Source organism: Campylobacter subantarcticus LMG 24377, assembly GCF_000816305.1.
In the GTDB taxonomy this organism is placed as follows: Bacteria; Campylobacterota; Campylobacteria; order Campylobacterales; family Campylobacteraceae; genus Campylobacter_D; species Campylobacter_D subantarcticus.
In genome coordinates, this window is record NZ_CP007773.1 from 108,686 (window position 1) to 124,718 (window position 16,033).

General features: G+C 30.4%; 18 protein-coding genes and 2 tRNA genes. 6 read left to right on the top strand and 14 right to left on the bottom strand.

The features are described 5' to 3' along the window. Positions 1–24 precede the first annotated feature (24 nt). Positions 25–564: a superoxide dismutase (Cu/Zn) gene (locus CSUB8523_RS00630; RefSeq protein WP_039662444.1), complete on the bottom strand. Its 540-nt coding sequence runs from the start codon at positions 562–564 to the stop codon at positions 25–27. A 117-nt stretch (positions 565–681) separates the two neighbouring features. Here CSUB8523_RS00630 and CSUB8523_RS00635 point away from each other — a divergent pair, with 117 nt between their 5' ends. Both CSUB8523_RS00635 and CSUB8523_RS00640 read left to right on the top strand, forming a co-directional pair. Then, positions 682–1,566 carry a helix-turn-helix domain-containing protein gene (locus tag CSUB8523_RS00635; protein ID WP_039662445.1) on the top strand — a complete coding sequence of 295 codons (885 nt, stop codon included), beginning with the start codon at positions 682–684 and terminating at the stop codon, positions 1,564–1,566. A 58-nt stretch (positions 1,567–1,624) separates the two neighbouring features. Further along, positions 1,625–2,461: an NHL repeat-containing protein gene (locus tag CSUB8523_RS00640; protein WP_043020326.1), complete on the top strand. Its 837-nt coding sequence runs from the start codon at positions 1,625–1,627 to the stop codon at positions 2,459–2,461. Between the two features lie 73 nt (positions 2,462–2,534). Here the strand turns inward: CSUB8523_RS00640 and ung are convergent, their stop codons facing one another. From ung to CSUB8523_RS00665, 5 genes are all read right to left on the bottom strand, one after another. Continuing rightward, positions 2,535–3,224, bottom strand: coding sequence for a uracil-DNA glycosylase (gene ung / locus CSUB8523_RS00645; protein WP_043019301.1), 690 nt, complete (start codon positions 3,222–3,224; stop codon positions 2,535–2,537). Between the two features lie 2 nt (positions 3,225–3,226). Then, on the bottom strand, positions 3,227–4,540 hold the full coding sequence (locus tag CSUB8523_RS00650; RefSeq protein WP_052243642.1) for a sensor histidine kinase: 1,314 nt from the start codon (positions 4,538–4,540) through the stop codon (positions 3,227–3,229). Next, on the bottom strand, positions 4,530–5,216 hold the full coding sequence (locus tag CSUB8523_RS00655) for a response regulator transcription factor (protein WP_043019302.1): 687 nt from the start codon (positions 5,214–5,216) through the stop codon (positions 4,530–4,532). Before CSUB8523_RS00655 ends, CSUB8523_RS00650 begins: the two co-directional genes overlap by 11 nt. Before the next feature lies 1 nt (position 5,217). Then, on the bottom strand, positions 5,218–5,643 hold the full coding sequence (locus CSUB8523_RS00660; protein WP_039662452.1) for a DUF1104 domain-containing protein: 426 nt from the start codon (positions 5,641–5,643) through the stop codon (positions 5,218–5,220). Positions 5,644–5,705: 62 nt separating this feature from the next. Beyond that, positions 5,706–6,458, bottom strand: coding sequence for an SIMPL domain-containing protein (locus CSUB8523_RS00665; RefSeq protein ID WP_043019303.1), 753 nt, complete (start codon positions 6,456–6,458; stop codon positions 5,706–5,708). Positions 6,459–6,546: 88 nt separating this feature from the next. Here CSUB8523_RS00665 and mutY point away from each other — a divergent pair, with 88 nt between their 5' ends. After that, complete coding sequence (gene mutY / locus CSUB8523_RS00670) at positions 6,547–7,575, top strand: A/G-specific adenine glycosylase (RefSeq protein WP_043019304.1); 1,029 nt, start codon at positions 6,547–6,549, stop codon at positions 7,573–7,575. Then, the gene (locus CSUB8523_RS00675) at positions 7,565–8,416 is read left to right on the top strand and encodes a radical SAM/SPASM domain-containing protein (protein ID WP_043019305.1); all 852 of its coding nucleotides are present in this window, start codon (positions 7,565–7,567) and stop codon (positions 8,414–8,416) included. The genes mutY and CSUB8523_RS00675 overlap by 11 nt, the downstream gene beginning before the upstream one ends. A gap of 97 nt (positions 8,417–8,513) precedes the next feature. Here CSUB8523_RS00675 and CSUB8523_RS10650 read toward each other — a convergent pair whose 3' ends face one another. The 4 genes from CSUB8523_RS10650 to CSUB8523_RS00690 all read right to left on the bottom strand — a co-directional run bounded on the left by CSUB8523_RS10650 (position 8,514) and on the right by CSUB8523_RS00690 (position 11,636). Continuing rightward, positions 8,514–8,681, bottom strand: coding sequence for a class I SAM-dependent methyltransferase (locus tag CSUB8523_RS10650; RefSeq protein WP_148308444.1), 168 nt, complete (start codon positions 8,679–8,681; stop codon positions 8,514–8,516). Between the two features lie 114 nt (positions 8,682–8,795). Then, complete coding sequence (locus tag CSUB8523_RS00680; RefSeq protein WP_039662463.1) at positions 8,796–9,665, bottom strand: hypothetical protein; 870 nt, start codon at positions 9,663–9,665, stop codon at positions 8,796–8,798. Beyond that, positions 9,659–10,279 (bottom strand): penicillin-binding protein activator LpoB, encoded by a 621-nt coding sequence (gene lpoB, locus CSUB8523_RS00685; protein WP_039662465.1) that lies wholly within the window; start codon positions 10,277–10,279, stop codon positions 9,659–9,661. Before lpoB ends, CSUB8523_RS00680 begins: the two co-directional genes overlap by 7 nt. A 13-nt stretch (positions 10,280–10,292) precedes the next feature. After that, the gene (locus CSUB8523_RS00690) at positions 10,293–11,636 is read right to left on the bottom strand and encodes a COG3014 family protein (protein WP_043019306.1); all 1,344 of its coding nucleotides are present in this window, start codon (positions 11,634–11,636) and stop codon (positions 10,293–10,295) included. A 53-nt stretch (positions 11,637–11,689) separates the two neighbouring features. Here CSUB8523_RS00690 and CSUB8523_RS00695 point away from each other — a divergent pair. Further along, positions 11,690–11,777: transfer RNA gene (locus CSUB8523_RS00695), tRNA-Ser, on the top strand. On the opposite strand, the gene CSUB8523_RS00700 is transcribed toward CSUB8523_RS00695, so the two are convergent. Beyond that, the gene (locus CSUB8523_RS00700) at positions 11,778–12,410 is read right to left on the bottom strand and encodes a putative metalloprotease CJM1_0395 family protein (protein ID WP_039662470.1); all 633 of its coding nucleotides are present in this window, start codon (positions 12,408–12,410) and stop codon (positions 11,778–11,780) included. A 130-nt stretch (positions 12,411–12,540) separates the two neighbouring features. On the opposite strand from CSUB8523_RS00700, the gene CSUB8523_RS00705 reads away from it, so the two are divergent. After that, positions 12,541–12,617 (top strand) — tRNA-Met (locus CSUB8523_RS00705). On the opposite strand, the gene CSUB8523_RS00710 is transcribed toward CSUB8523_RS00705, so the two are convergent. The 3 genes from CSUB8523_RS00710 to CSUB8523_RS00720 all read right to left on the bottom strand — a co-directional run bounded on the left by CSUB8523_RS00710 (position 12,618) and on the right by CSUB8523_RS00720 (position 16,023). Next, positions 12,618–13,259: a potassium channel family protein gene (locus CSUB8523_RS00710; RefSeq protein WP_039662472.1), complete on the bottom strand. Its 642-nt coding sequence runs from the start codon at positions 13,257–13,259 to the stop codon at positions 12,618–12,620. Then, positions 13,256–14,599, bottom strand: a complete 1,344-nt coding sequence (locus tag CSUB8523_RS00715) for a TrkH family potassium uptake protein (RefSeq protein ID WP_043019307.1) — start codon at positions 14,597–14,599, stop codon at positions 13,256–13,258. The genes CSUB8523_RS00710 and CSUB8523_RS00715 overlap by 4 nt, the downstream gene beginning before the upstream one ends. Before the next feature lie 89 nt (positions 14,600–14,688). Next, positions 14,689–16,023: an anaerobic C4-dicarboxylate transporter gene (locus CSUB8523_RS00720; RefSeq protein ID WP_043019308.1), complete on the bottom strand. Its 1,335-nt coding sequence runs from the start codon at positions 16,021–16,023 to the stop codon at positions 14,689–14,691. Positions 16,024–16,033 lie beyond the last annotated feature (10 nt).

Consider the following 16,033-nt stretch of genomic DNA (forward strand, 5'->3'; position numbering starts at 1 on the left):
TAAAGGCAAAAGCCTTTAGTATGGTTAGTGAATAACTCCACAAGCCATTCTAGCACCACCTCCACCAAGTGCAGCTGGGTGATCACTGTGATTATCCCCGCCAAAATGTATCATTAAAGCATGGTTTTTTAATTCATCAAGGGTTTTGATCTTTGGTGCTAATACAGGATTAGTTGCTTTTCCATCTTTTTCAACATAAAGTGGTGGTAAATCACCTTTATGACCTTTATCATCCCATGGGCTTGAGTGTGCGTCAGTTTTTTCAGGATCCCAGTGTCCTCCTGCTTTCATTCCTAGACCTTTGTCGGTTGCTCCACAATCTGCATTTGCATGTACATGAAAGCCATGAATTCCACTTTCTAAACCTTGAAGATTTGGGTAAAATGCTACTCCATAAGGGGTTTGCACTGCTACGATTTCTCCTGCATCTTTATTTGCTTTTTTGTCAAGAACTTGCATTTTGATAAGTAAATGTTCTTTTTGCGCTTTTGGATTAAAATTTTCTAAATTTGCCCCAAATAAAAAGCTTGATGCTAGTAATGAACCTAGTATGATTTTTTTCATTATTTCTCCTTTTTGTAAAAAAATTGTTTTATTGTAACATATATTAGAAAGAAAAAATTATTTTTATTGTCTTTTATAAATTAAAATAATCAAAAAACTTATAAAAAAAGGTAGAAATTGATTTTTCCAAAAGACTTAGAAAAAATGAGTAAAAATACAGTAAAAAATTCTTTATTTTCCTTGTGTTGGTATGTTAAAAATACTTCTACTTGTGTAAGTCAAGAAGTGTTGTTTGAAGATTATGCTTTGGTTTATATTTTAAATGGAAGCAAAAGTATCCATAGTATGGATAATCACTTTAGTGTGAAACAAGATGAGCTTGTATTTTTTACTAAGAACTCTTTTTCGATTCGGGATTATCTTGATACTGAAGGCAAGTACGAGTCTATTATTTTATGTTTTAAAGAAAGCATTTTGGTGGAATTTGTTTTTAAATACAAAGAATTAATCTTAAAACTAGATACATCAAAATACAATAAAAGCTTATTTGGTTTAAAAGCTGATCTTATAACAAAAAGCATATTTGAATCTTTTTTGCCTTGTATAGATAGTGCTTGTGTTTATAATGAGCGTTTGTTTAAGTTAAAATTTGAAGAATTGTTTTTGTCTTTATTATATAGTGAGGATAATGCAGAATTTCTAGCTTTTTTAAAGATGGTTTTAAGTGGTTTTAAACTAGAGCTTTATCAGATGTTTGCATATTGTCAAAATGATTTTGAAAATGTAGCTTCTATGGCAAAATTTAGCAAGATGGACATAGCAAGTTTTAGTCGTAATTTCAAGCAAAGTTTTGGCATTAGCGCAAAAGAATGGCTTGATAATAAGCGTTTTGAAAAGGCTAAATTTCTACTTGAATTTTCTACGAAAAATATTACTCAAATTTGTCATGAGCTTGGCTTTAATTCACCTGCTTGGTTTATAGCAAGATATAAAAAAAGATATGGTATTACTCCAAAACAAGAGCAAAAATCAAAAAACTTATATTTTTTATCCCAAAAATGATAGATTTTATTTTAAATTTTTACTAGAATTTTTAATAAAATTTAAGAAAGGTAACATCATGAGAAAAAATATCTTAGCTTTGGCTTTGTTTGCATTTTGCGGTGCAAATGCTTTGGAAATTCAAAAATTTAAAGGATTTTCGCATCCTGAGAGTGTGTATGTAGATGAAAGTGTAGTTTATGTGTCAAATGTGGGAAAAAAGCTAGCCCCACTAGATAAAGATAACGATGGATTTATATCTAAACTAGATTCAAATGGAAAGATTTTAGAATTAGAGTTTATTAAAAATCTTCATGCACCAAAAGGTATGTCTAAAATAGGCAATACTTTATATGTGGTGGATATTGATGTAGTTTATGGTTTTGATGTGGTAAATAAAAAAGAGGTTTTTAAACTTCCTATAAACAATGCGGTTTTTTTAAATGATATAGCGGTTTTAAATGATGATGTTTTGTTGGTTAGTGATACGGGCACAGGATATATTCACAAAGTGTATTTAAAAACAAAAAAATATGAAAATTTCATTCATTTAGATCCAAAATACGGTGGACCAAATGGATTGTTGATAGATAAAAACTCCTTGCTTGTAGCTGGTTATGATCCAAGTGATAAATCAGGTGGAAAGGTGATTTGTATAGATTTACAATCTAAAAAAATTCAAGAATTAAGTTCAAAAATAGAACAATTTGATGGTATAGTATATGATAAAAATAAAAATCTTTTAGTGTCAAGTTGGGGTAAAAATTTACAAGGTTATATCTACAAGATAAAAGATAATAAGGAAGAAAAATTAAAGTTAGATTATATTCAAGGGCCTGCGGATATGTTTTTTGATGGAGAATATTTATGGATACCAAAAATGGCAGAAAATGCGATTGTGAAAATTAAATTATAAGAACTTTTAAGCTTAAGGGCTTAAAAGTTGATGTTTTTTGATTTGCTTTTATATGTTTAGAATATGAAGCAAATCAAGAGTTTAAATCCCAATCAATCGGCGTTTTAGAAAGTTTTGATAAAATGATATTGCTTTGGGAGAAGTGTTTACAGCCCAAAAAAGCATTTCTTGCCAATGGAGAAGGGTGTGCTGCTTCTAAGATATAATGTTTTTGTGTATTGATTAAGGATTTTTTATTTTTAGCATAATTTCCCCAAAGTAAAAATATCAAATCTTCTTTTTCATCGCTAAGTTTTGATATAACTGCATCGGTAAATTTTTGCCACCCAAAATGAGCGTGCGAGGTAGGTTTGTTAGCTTCTACACTTAAGATAGAATTTAAAAGCAAAACCCCCTGTTTTGCCCATTTGCTTAAATCACCATGCTTTGCCATAGGGATGTTTAAATCATCTTGCAATTCTTTGTAGATATTAAGCAAAGAAGGTGGAATTTTCACTCCATTTGGCACGCTAAAGCTTAATCCCATAGCTTGATTTGGATTGTGGTAAGGATCTTGCCCTAAAAGTATGATTTTTAGATCTTTTAATGGGGCAAGGTTAAAAGCATTAAAAGTTAAATGAGCAGGCGGATAGATGGTTTTTTTTGCATGAAATGCTTGAATATAATGAGATTTGATTTCTAAAAAATATGGTTTTAAGAATTCATCTTTTAGAAATTCTTTCCATGATGGTTCGATTTTGATCTGATCTAAATAAATTTCCATTTTTATCCTTGCCAAGAAAGTATAAATTCACTTCCTTTATTTTCCTTGCTTATTACTTTTATGTTGATATTGTTTTTATCTGCAATTTGCTTGACTAAATTTAAGCCTATACCAAAACCGCCTTGATCTTGATTAAAGCGTTTATAGCGTGTAAAAATTTGAGCTATTTCTTTAGTATTCATACCTTGACCCTCATCTTTAATACTAAGCATATTTTGCTGTAAAGAAATGTAAATTTTTTTATGAGTATTGGTGTATTTTATAGCATTACTTAAGAGATTGTCAAATAAAATTTGAATTTCTTCTTTATTGGCATGGAAATTTTGCTCTAATAATTCCTTTTCTATGATTAGATTTTTTTGAGAGATTAAGCTTTCAAAATACTCTAGTCTTTGTTCGATTAATTCTTTTAGTTTGATATCTTCTTTGGTGTTTTCTTTTTGAATGAAAAAATTTAAGGCGATGAGGTTTTGATAAATATGATTAAGGTTTTTACTTGCTAGTTTGATATGATTAAATTTTTTGATGTTATTAGGATCTAAATGAGTATCATCAAATTTTTTAATACTTGCTAAAATCACACTTAAAGGCGTGTTGATTTCATGTGTGGTGTCTTTAATGAAATCATTAAGTGCTTGGAATTGTTCTTTGATATTTTTAAACACCAATGAAAGCAATACATAAGTGATAGCGGCAAGTATACTAATGCAAATAAGTGCATAAAAGATGGTTTTTAATTTTAACTTCCAAAGTTCGCTAGCAAAGTCTTTGGTGTCTAGGTTGTTGTAATTGTCTTTGCGGTATTGTTCTTTTTTAAATCCAAGATCATTGGTTTCAATAATGATGTAAATATTTCTATGTTTTAAAAAATGAGAATGGTGTCTTGGTTTTTTAATATTTTTGATATCAACATAGGTGTCAAGATTTCGAATTCTTAAAAAATCTATAAATAATCGTTGGTTTTGATTGTAAATATAATTATTTTTTTTCAGTTGTTTTAAAATATCTAGAGCGCTAAAACTTAGATTGCTAAAAATGACTTGATCTTCTGCAATGATGGCAAATTGCGTGCTAAGTTTTTTGGAAAGATATACAAAGTCTTCCGAGCTTAAAAAGCTTCTTTCGTGTCTTGCTTCGATGATATTTTGCAAGATATAGTTAAAATGAGTATAAGAGTGGGTGATTTGATTTAACCGTATGAAATTAGCTTCCTTTTGATAAAAGGTAATGAAAAAAATCGTTAAAAATACACCGCTTGTAATGATGTATAGTGCTAAAATCTTTAAAATCGTATGGTTGAAATTTTCACTTTTCATTTTCTAGCCTAATAGCATATCCGATATTCCTTTGGTTGATGATAAGATCTTTACCGAGAATTTTTCTTAAATTTTTTATATATACTCTAAGACTCATGATCACAGGTTCTTCATCTAAATTCCAAATTGCTTCAAAAATGCTTTCTAAGCTTACAAAATGAGGGCGTTTTTTTAAAAGTAATGCTAAGAGTTCTTTTTCTTTGTTGGTAAGGTTGATGATGTTTTTATCTTGATAAAGGGTTTTATTGATTAGATCAAAAGAGATGTTTTTGTCAGGATTAAGTGTGATTAAATCTTCTTTTTGGTGATGAAAATTTCTTTTAATGATATTTTTAACGCGAATAATCAACTCATCGATATCAAAAGGCTTTTTAATATAATCATCACAACCTGATGAAAACCCTTCTTTCACGTTATCAAGCATGGATAAAGAGGTTAGAAAAATTGCAGGGGTATTTTTAGAGCTTTCTCTAAGTTCTTTTAACACTTTAAAGCCATTGCCTTTAGGGACTTTAACATCAAAAATCCAAAGATCAAAATTTTCTTCATGGGCTTTATCAAGTGCCTCTTGTGCATCATACACACAAGAGACTTTAAAACCCTCATCATTTAGAGTATCGCTTATAATTTCATTTAAGCTTAAATCATCTTCTAAAAGTAAGATTTTTGCCGCCATTTTATCTCATCATGCAGTTTTCATGGTGTGTTTTGTGCTCATGATGTTTTTTGTGAGTTGAACTATGCAAACCTTTGCCATGGTAATGTAGATTTAGTTCTCTTATTTCTTTTCCACTCATTGTATCAGTTAGTTTTTGCATATCATCTTGGACTACAACCTTTCTTTGGCTTCTTTCTTGTGGAGAGAGCTTAGAAAGATTTTCTTGCAAGTTGGTTCTAAATTGTTGTTGGAAATTTCTTGCATCTTTGTATTTCATCTCATTCATTCTTTTTTTCATTTCTATGACTAGATCGGCTTGATCTTGTGCGCTTACATTTTTTGCAAGATTTAAAATTTCTTCATTGCTTTTTTTAGAAAAATCAGCGCCAAAAGCAAATGAAGCAATTAGCGAACTAGCAATTAGTAACTTCATGGTTTTTTTCATTTATTTCTCCTTTATTTAATGACGAGAAATTATAAAATTCCAAAATAAAGCCAAAATGAAATTTAATAACAAACAAAAAGCACATTGGCTTTTAAGCTTTGTTTTTCACTTTGCACAATAGGCAACACAATGCTATCTGCACTTGCTGATAAATTAGGACTGCGGTATTTGGTGCCATCATTGTCAAAATGTATATTTTTCATTGTGCAGGATTTTGCTAGGCTTTTAGAATAATACTGAGCCTTTTCAAAAGCTTTTTTTAGTGCAAGATCGTATAAATTTTCTTTATTTGTTTCTAAAATCATCTCATCAAAACCAGCTTTCAAGGCTTTGGTGTTAAAAGAAATGAGTGTGTTAGTAGTGCTAATGTTTTCTATATCTTTTACAAGGTTTTCATAGTCTTTGCTTTTATTTTGTGGAATTTGACAAGTGAAGTTAGAATATAATCTATATCCATTTAAAGTTTTATTACCCTGATGATAATTGTAGCTTGGCTCTAAAGTGTAGCTTCCGCCCTTGCAATAATGCTCTTTTGCAATACGATCTGAGATTTCTTTAAAAGTTTGAGCGATGTAGCTTTTTTCTTCATTAGAAATGAGAGTTTTTTCACTAAGTTCTTTACTTGCGCTAAAATTTAAAGTAGCATTAAAGATATTTGGCATAATTTCATTAGATACTTCGATGTTTCTTGAAAATTCTATATTTTGTTTATCATGGTTTTTTAAACCTAAAAATTCTGTATTAAAAACTACTCCTAGAACAAATAATATCAAGCAAAGTAGTCCTAGCCCTAAACCTTTTAAAAAACTTTTCATTTTTTATCCTTTTAAAACATTTTTTTAATTTTAACATAAAGCTTTTAAGAATTGATTGTATAATTTTTAAAAAACAAAGAAAGTCTTAATGCAAAAAATTCACGAAAATATCTTAAAGTGGTATGATCAAAATGGTAGGAAAGATCTGCCTTGGCGTATTTTACATGATCAGTATAAAAAGTATGCTAAGGTAGATGACTTAGAAAGATTAAAGCATATTGACATAGCATATGCTGTTTATGTAAGTGAAATTATGTTGCAACAAACTCAAGTGAAAAGTGTTTTGCAAAATTATTATTTTCAATTTTTAGTTCAATTTCCTTCTTTAAAAATTCTTGCATTATCTAGTGAAGATGAGGTTTTGAAAGCTTGGCAAGGACTTGGCTACTACACTAGAGCTAGAAATTTGTATCAATGTGCAAAAATTTGTATGCAAAAATGGGGCGCAAAATTACCAGCAGATGTTGAAAAGTTACAAACTCTTCCTGGCATTGGAGAGTATACAGCAGGCGCTATAGCTTGTTTTGGATTTTTGCAAGCTCAAGCTTTTGTAGATGCAAATATCAAAAGAGTTTTGAGTAGATTTTATAGCTTGCAAAATCCAAACTCTAAACTTTTAATGCAAAAAGCAAAAGAGTTGTTAAACCATAAAAATCCATTTGAACATAATCAAGCTTTACTAGATATAGGCGCTTTGCTGTGTTTGCCTAAAAATGTAAAGTGTAAACTTTGTCCTTTAGAGGAGTTTTGTAGCGGAAAAAATGAGTATGAAAAATTCCATACAAGCAAAAAAATTCAATACCAAAACATCACTTTAGATATTTTAATAGTTCAAAAAAATCAATATTTTTTATTAGAGCAAAGTAAAGAAAAATTATATTTTAACTTGTATAATTTTCTAACATACAAGGGTGAAAAAAATGCAAGTTATTTGGGCGAGTTTAAACATACTTATACAAAATACAAAATCAATGCTAGAGTGTATTTTTTAAAAGATGATCAATTTAAAGACCAGGGTTTTAAGGCAGTTTTAGATAAAGAGTTAGAGCAGCTAACGCTTTCAAAGCTTGCTGTAAAAGCTTTTGAAATTTATAAAAAGAGTGTCGATGCAGTTTGAAAAAATCTATATAGAACTAAGCGATATTTGTGGATTAAAATGCGATTTTTGTCCTAGTCAAAAAGCACAGCGTAAACTCATGAGTTTAGAAAATTTTGAAAAAATTTGTAAAAGAGTACATCATCGCTCTAAGCTTTTTACTTTTCATGTATTAGGAGATCCTTTAAGGGTGACAAATTTAAAAGAGTATTTAGAGCTTGCATTAAAATATGATATGTGTATTGAGTTAACTACGAGCGGGTTTTACCTAGATGAAGAAAAAATTATCTTGCTTTTAAATTCAAAAAATATTAGGCAAATTAATATTTCCTTAGGAGCTTTTTTAGCGCAAAGTAGAGTAGATATAAAGGAATATTTTAAGCCTATTTTGCATTTGATTTTTTTGCACTTGGAGAAAAGATTAGATTCTTTTGTGAATTTAAGACTTTGGAATTTAGATCGTGATTTTAACCCACCTTTAGAAAATGAAAAAATTTATCATTTTTTAGAGTCGACTTTTCAGGTTTCCATTCAAAGACAAAAAGCAAAAAATCGCTTAGAAAGGCATATTATTTTACACCAAGCTAAGCTTTTTAAATGGCCTTCTTTAAAAGATGAGGTTGTTAGAGAGAATGGGTGTTGTCACGCTTTAAATGGACAAATTGCCATATTAAGCGATGGGAGTTTGGTGCCTTGTTGTTTAGATACTCAAGCAGATATGAAGCTTGGCAATTGTTTTGAAGATGATTTTAATGAGCTTTTAAAATCTCCTTTGTATACACAGCTAAAAGAAGGATTTAAACAAGGAGTTTTAAAAGCAGAGCTTTGTAAAAGATGTGAGTTTTTGCAAGCTAAAAACTGACTTTTCTTGCTCGGACAATTATAATTTCAGGAATTTCCTCATTCTGAAAAGGTTTTTTAAAAAGTCTATCTATTATGAAGCTGTTTCACCACTAGCTCTATGGTTTAAAATGAATTTTGTGTAAAAATTTTTTTATCTTTGCTAGTTTTATTATTTGATCGCTATAGTCAAAAGTATAAACATTGATGTTATATTTTTTATGCATATAGGCGGAAAAATTTCCATTTCCACAAGCAATATCTAAAATATAATCATCATTTTGTATGTTTAATCATTCTTCAACTTTAGGACGCACAACTTTATTTATGAAAAACATTAGAATCATCTCCCATTTGTGCATCCCAAAATTTTGTATTAATATCCCAAAGCTTTTCGCATTTTAAAAACCTAAATTAATTCCACCTTCATTGTTGATTTGATAGTTCGTGTCTAAACCTTGCTCTGTTTCTTCTTGATTGTCTTTAGAATGTTTAAAAATATCTTCGGTAATTTTTGTGGCAATACCTCTAAGGGCTTTTTGTTTGCTTGAATTGCTTGTGGAACTCATTTTAAATTCTAAGGTATTAGAAGCTTTAATTTGAGTTGTAGCAAATTCTATCAAACGATAATCAATGTTAATGTTGTAAGTTTGAGTGCTAATTTCATTTTGTATTTGCTCTATTTTGGGATTTAAAATGAGTAAAAAATCAGCACCTAAAACATTATAAAGTTTAACAAGTTCATCATCACTTGCATTTTTTATAAGCAAAGATTTTTCTTGATTATAAAGATCAAGATTTGATCTATCTAAAATTCTAAATTTTTTACTTTGGAGTAAAACGCTTAAAAGTTCTTGTTCAAATTTGGCTGAAAGTTCATCTTTAGCTTTATTGATGATAATTAGTGAGCTTTTATCCTCAAGATTTTTTTCGCTATAAAGTTTTTTATAGATTACAACTTTTGCGTGAAATTCGTTTTGATTTGTTTGAGTTAAAGATTTAATATCATAGCTATTAAAAACCCCATTGCTCACAAAATCAATTTCTTCATCATAGCCTATATTTAAATTTCCATTAAAATTAAATTCAAATTTTTTAAGTTTGACTTGTTTTAAACCTTCCATTTTTCCCAGGGCTTCGTTGATAGCATTTTTTATTGCTTCACTTCTCGTACTTCCAAAACCCTCGCCATAGCTTTCTTTATTTAAAGCGCTTTGTGCTTGACAAAGACAAACAAGGATTAAAAAAAGAATTAGTAGTTTTTTTACCATGTTACACTTTTGCCTTTGCCTATTTTATTGATAGTTTTTTCATCTTCCCAAAAGGCCAAACCACTAGTTAAATCCGTAAGAATGAGATGAAAGAAATATTCACTTTGAATTTTGCCATTGTAAAGTTTAACAGTATCTTGTCTGATTTTACCTGAGAGTGAGAAATTTGGAGCTAAAAGTGTGCCTTTTTTAGCGATGGAGTTTCGATTGAATTCTTCATTGTCTCTTAAATCTCTTATATCATGAGATAAGCTATCTTTTGCTCCGCCTGCTGCTATAGCGGTTGTTAGTATAAATTTGCCAGATTTTCTTAATGCTATGGTAATTTTTGCAGTGAGTTTGTCTGTGTCTATTCTTTGTGGGGTATCATTAATGATTTTTCCTATGGCAATAACTTTTCTATTAGAACTGTTTAAATTTGCAAAAGCAGGATCGCTAAGTAGGCTTTGTATCATATCTTCAGCGGTTTTTTCAAAATCCTCTCTATCAAGTCCCAAAGTAAGTGCATCTCCTTGAATTTTTTGAGAGGCTTTACCATCGGTGTATTTTGGCTGTGAAGAGCAAGCACTGAAAACTAAAAATGTAAAAACCATAAAAAATAAACTTTTTTTCATTATTGTCTCCTTATTATTCTTTGATTTTATAAATAATATTTGAATGTGGTATAAAAGATCTTATAAGCACAATATAATTTTTATCTTTTTCCAATTCATCTTCAAAGATTATTTTTTCTTTATCATCATAAATTTTAACCAAACCTTCATTTTTTAGCATTAAAATACTAGCACTTTTTGGTAAAGCTTGCCACATTCTAAGATCTGCTTTGTTAATTAATGTGGTGCTAACAGTGCTAATAAATGATAAAAAACCACTAGAATCATTATTAGCTATGGCTAAATTAATTGAAGTTTTAAGAGCGCTTGAGACTAAGGTTTTCATCACCATAGAGGGTAAAAGAGTTTTAAACTCACTTGCTATAATATCATCAAAATAAATTAATTTTTGGGTTTTTTCATCTTGACTTTGTAAGAATTTATAAGAAGCATTTCTTAATTTTAAATAAGCAAAAGCTACACTAATATTTACAAGATTATCGTTAAAAACAAATGGCAAAGTAAAATTAAATTCTTCTTTTGTAGCACTAAAACCATCTTCATAGATAATAAAAATATATTTTTGTCGAGGGAAGGATGCTTTTAAATGAGTGAATTTTTCAAATACTTGAAATTGTTTTTGAAGTTGTTTATTATTCACATCGCTTAATGCTACTTCTTTTAAAAGTTCATAGGCTTTAATATAATTTTTATCAAAAAAGAAAAATAAAGCACTAAGATAACTAGCATAGATATTAGTATAGTTTTTATTTGCGTTAAATGCGCCAAGAAGATTGTCATATTGTTTATAGATAGGGCTTAAATTTTGTTGAAAACTCGCATATATTTTTTTATCTTTTTGAAGTTCTTTTTGGTATTCTTCTTGGACTTTTTGTATGTAATCATAAAAATATTCTTTCATTCTATCTTGTCTATATAAAGCTCGATTAAACTCTACCCTTGCGTTTTTAAAATCACCCAAGCTCATATAATTTAAGCCTTTGTAAGTATTTAGCATAATCCTTTCATAAAAATAACCTTGATAATCATTAATAGTATCATTAAGTAAAATTTCACTGAAATTTTTAGTTGCTTTTTGAAGTCCATTTTGCAAATCTACATCATATTTATAGGCTTCTTCAGCTTTATCAAAAAACGTATTACTTTTTTCATAATCTTTACAAACTCTTGCTAAAGAGGCTAAATTTAACCCTGTATATATAGTGTCTTTATCTGCATTTTTTAAAGCAAGAGTGTTTTTATCACACTGTTTGTTTATAAAGGCTTTTTCATAAGATAAATTAATATTAGCATGATTTGAACAAGCGTTTAAAAAAAGCAAAATAAAAAGATAAAAAAAAGAGTAAAAAAGCTTCATAAAATCCCTTTTTTAGTATAAATTTAAAAAAATAAGTTATAATTTCCATTTTTAGAGAGGTGTCCGAGTGGTCGAAGGAGCACGCCTGGAACGCGTGTGTGGGGCAACTCACCGAGGGTTCGAATCCCTTCCTCTCTGCCACTATGCACTTTTGTTATACTGACTTCCTATGTAATCTTGTGGTGAATTTTGTGTGTATGATTTTATGACTTTAGAATTTGGATTTGCTTTTTCCTCGTGTTCGTCTTTGTTTTTATCGTTTTGAGCTTTTAGCTCTTCTGCTTTTATTTTGGCTTGTTCCATACGTGCGTCATTTTGCATTTGCATAGCATTAGCTGCTACTTTGTAATCTTGTGGACTAGGATCAGCCGGCGCCATAGCAGCAGCAATCACCTGCATAGCATTGGCTATGGTTTCTTCAGGAGTATTGCCTTTTTGCATTCTTATAGGTACTTCTCCTTCAATTGCATACATTTTATTATCAGGGCCTCTTGTGTAACCAAAGCTTGCAGCTCCTGCTAAAGCCCCACCTGCTGCTTGGTGAGCTGCTTCATGAGCTCTTACTTCTCTGTCGATTTTTTCAAGCTCTCGTATTTGTTTTATTTCTTCATTGCTTAAGTCTTTACCATTAACTTTTTGAGTTTTTTCATCTTTTTCTTGATTGTTTTTATTTTCTTCTGTTTGTTGTGGATTTTCTTTGGTTTGTTCTTTGTCTTTGTTTTGATAAGGATTTTGTGTATAAAAGGCACCGCCATAACTTGAACTAATTTGCATTAAAATCCTTTTTTTAATATAATTTCATATTTTTAGCACAAAAAAGTTAAAAAATATATAAAAATTTACAAAATAAGTATTTTATGAAATGTTAAGCAAAATAAAGTATAATTTTAACTCCTTTATTTATGTCAGGGTAGCTCAGCTGGTTAGAGCGCTGGTCTCATAAGCCGGAGGTCGGGAGTTCAAGTCTCCCCCTTGACACCATCAATATTCATACTGATTTAATTCTTCTTGAGTACCAAGTAACATTAGTATATCATTTAAGTAGGCAGTGGTTTCCAAATTTGGCATAATACTCCAAGCATCGTGTTGTTTGTGTGCAATAACTTTTAAATTTTGTCCAATAGACTGTAAAGTTTTTCCAGCCAAATTCTCATCTATTAAAACTTTTGCCACTTTGATGGTATTAGCTGAAAGATCTATGATTTCAAAATTTGGATTAGTGATAAGAATCTTAGCCAAACGCTTTGCAGATTCTTTTTCAGGGTAGATAACTTTATTAACCCCAAGTTTTGAAAGAATTTGCCCATGTGTAGAAGAATTTGCTTTGGCGATGATATTTTTTACTCCAATTTCTTTTAAAGCCATGAAAGTAAGTATACTTGATTCTAAATTTTCACCTATACTAAGTATGACAACATCAGCATTTGCATAACCTGCTTCTTTTAAAGCTATGGTGTGTGTAGAATCTAAAATATAAGCAAAATCCGCACGATCTTGTAATTCCTTAACCGCTTCTTCATCAATATCTGAGACAATAACTCTTTTACCTTGATCAATAAGCTCTTTTGCTAAAACTGAGCCAAATTTTCCAAGTCCTATAATACCATAAATTTCTTTTTTCATAATATAATTTTTCCTTTTGGATAATTTAAATATTTTTCTTTTTCTTTGAAAAATATGCTAAATAAAAATGCAAGCACTCCCACTCTACCGCTAAGCATAAGTAGAATGATAATTAATTTACTTTCAGAATTAAAAAGCGCACTAAGCGATAAGGTTCCACCATCTCCTACTGAAACCCCTACTGTAGCAAAAGCTGAGCTTGTTTCAAATAACAATGGCAAAAAGCTTTTATCATCTTCAATTAAGGATAAAATTAATACACAAGCGATGATATATACAATAGAACTTACTACTATAATAAAAGCTTTATTAATGGTTTCTGCAGGAATTTCAAAGTTAAAAATTCTTGCACTAGTGTCTTTGATGCTCCAATATGCATAGATTAATAATACAGCAACAGTGGTCACTTTAATACCCCCAGCAGTCCCGCCAGGTGCACCACCTATAATCATAAATAAAGATCCAAAAAACAAACTTGCATCTTTAAAAGTGCTAAGATCGAGAGTATTAAACCCTGCTGTTCGATAATTTACTGCTGTAAAATAAGCACTCATAATTTTATCAAAGAGAGAAAATTCACCTATGCTTTTTGGATTATGATATTCAAATAAAAAAACTATTAAGCTAGCAAATATAATCAATATAACAGTAGAAATCAAAACAAGTTTTGTATGTAAACTTAAGCTTGCAAAACGCTTTTTAGAAAAAAAATATAATTCTAGCAATACAAAATATCCCAAACCTCCAATGATGATCAAAGAAGTAATAATGAAATTAATCCAAAAATCATCTTTATAAGGCATTAGACCGCTTTCAAATATACTAAATCCGGCATTATTAAATGCAGAAATGGCGTGAAAAATACTAGCCCATAGAGCTTCGCTTAAATTCATATCGAGCTTAAATCTTAAAAATAACAATACTGCACCTAGAAGTTCAATGGCAAATACAAAAAATAAAACTTTTTTTAAAAATCCTACAAGTCCATCAGCACTAGGATAAATCAAGGATTCTCTTAAAAGATTTTTTTCTCCAAAGCTCATTTTTTTGCGTACTAAAATATATAAAGCCATGGCTATACTCATGTAGCCTAAACCGCCTATTTGAATAAGTAATAAAATAACAAGTTGTCCATAAAAGCTAAAATCTAGCGAAGTGTTTAATACAATAAGTCCTGTCATACTTACAGCTGAGGCACTAGTAAAAAATGCATCTAAAAAAGATATGGGTTTAGTATGCATAATAGGAAGCATAAGGATAAAAGTGCCAAAAAGTGCTACTAGAATATAACCTATAAATAAAATTCTTATATTTTTTCTATCTAAAGTTAATTTTGTCATTTTGATTCTTTAAAATTAAAAATATTCTACATAAAATTAGTTAACAAGTAAAAAGAGAACTTTCCACATTTAAGTGGAAAGTTAGAATATTAAAGCATTCCTACTGCTAAGAAACCTAAAGCAACAGCTATAGCTATAGCTAATACACCAGGAATAAAGAATGCGTGGTTGAAAATGAATTTGCCAATTCTTGTTGTGCCTGTATCGTCCATTTGAACTGCGCCTAATAAAATAGGGTAAGTTGGAAGAACAAAAAGTGCTGAAACAGCAGCAAAACAAGCAACTAGCATATAAGAATCTGCAGGATTTGTAGCTGAAATTCCTAATGCAGCAACAATAACTGGAACAATAGCTTTTGCGGTAGCTGCTTGAGAATATAAGAGCATGCTAGCAAAGAAGAAAGCAACTGCAAGCATAGCTGGAGTTTGTTTAACCCATTCTCCTGCCACTTCTTTAATACCTGCTTCATGACCTGCAACGAAAGTATTTCCAAGCCAAGCAACACCAAAAACGCAAACGCAAGCCGTCATGCCTGATTTGAATACGCTGGTATCTAAAATTTTTGCAGGTTCAACTTTACATAAGAATGTAATTAAAGTTGCAGCAGTTAACAAGAAACTCATAATTGCAGCATCTCTTGGGATAACTACTGGATCAATCCATTTGATATTGTTAGAAATTGCCGTAGCATAAAGAACAACACACAATACTGTAATTAAAAAGATTGCGACTGAAAGTTTTGCGCCTGGTTTGTCTTCGCTTTGTAAAACATCAGAAGCACTTTTTACAAGACCAGCTTTTAGGCGTTCTTGATATACAGGGTCTTTGCTAAGATCCATTGGGGTGATTAAACTTACAATGAAAGCTGTAATCATACAAGCAGCAAAAGTAGTTACAATCCAAATACCAATTAATGCAGGATAGTTCCAACCAAGTGGTTCTAGCACACCTGTCATATAAACAACAGCAGCACTAACTGGAGAAGCTGTAATACCAATTTGTGAAGCAACAACCATTAGTGAAAGTGGAGCTGATGGTTTGATGTTTTGAGATTTTGCAACATCAATAACAACAGGCATGAGTGAAAACACTGCATTGCCAGTACCTGCTAAAATAGTAAGTAACCAACCGCAAGCTGGTGCAAGGTAATTGATAAATCTTGGATGTTTACGTAAAATTCTTTCAGTGACTTTTACCATATAATCCAAACCACCTGCTTGTTGCATTGCAGAAATCGCTGCAATAGCTGCAGCAATGATTAAGATAACATCCCAAGGAATATTACCTGGCTTCATGCCTAAAACAAGACCTAAAATAACCACACCCAAACCTCCAGCATAACCTATTGCTATGCCACCAAGGCGGATACCTATGAATATTGCCCCAAGAAAGACAACAAGTTGTAAAATAATCATAATATCCATGATTAAACTC